Origin of the sequence: Teichococcus vastitatis, assembly GCF_003604215.1 — a bacterium.
Taxonomy (GTDB): domain Bacteria; phylum Pseudomonadota; class Alphaproteobacteria; order Acetobacterales; family Acetobacteraceae; genus Pseudoroseomonas; species Pseudoroseomonas vastitatis.
Genome location: NZ_QXGS01000238.1, coordinates 1 through 544, shown reverse-complemented (window position 1 = coordinate 544; position 544 = coordinate 1). Strand labels below are relative to the sequence as shown.

Below are 544 nucleotides of genomic sequence, written 5' to 3'. Positions count from 1 at the left end.
GGATGCGGGACATGCGACCCGGGGAATACGTTGTCATCTGCGTGACCGACAGCGGCACCGGCATGTCTCCGGAGGTGATCGCGCGCGCCTTCGACCCCTTCTTCACCACCAAGCCGTTGGGCCAAGGCACAGGCCTAGGGCTGTCGATGATCTACGGCTTCGCCAGGCAGTCGGCTGGGCAGGTGCAGATTGACTCGGACGAAGGCCGGGGCACGACCATGCGCCTGTACCTGCCGCGGCACCGGGGCGAGGCGGTCGGGAACGAGGCGCCAGCAGATCTGGGTAATGCGCCCCGTGCGGAGGCGGGGCAAACCGTGCTGGTGGTCGATGACGAGCCGTCAGTCCGGATGCTGATCACCGAGGTTCTGGAGGAACTGGGTTATGCCGCGGTGGAAGCCGCTGACGGGGCCTCTGGTTTGACGGTGCTGCGCTCCGATGCCCGGATCGATCTGCTGGTGACCGATGTCGGTCTGCCCGGTCGCATGAACGGACGCCAGTTGTTCGACGCGGCGCGACAATTCCGTCCTGGCCTGAAGGTGCTGTT

General features: G+C 66.0%; 1 protein-coding gene. It reads left to right on the top strand.

The genetic code is table 11. The features are described from left to right. Nucleotides 1–41 precede the first annotated feature (41 nt). Nucleotides 42–544, top strand: a 503-nt coding sequence (locus tag D2K64_RS24095; protein ID WP_238384411.1) for an ATP-binding protein, incomplete at its 3' end; no start/stop codon positions are given.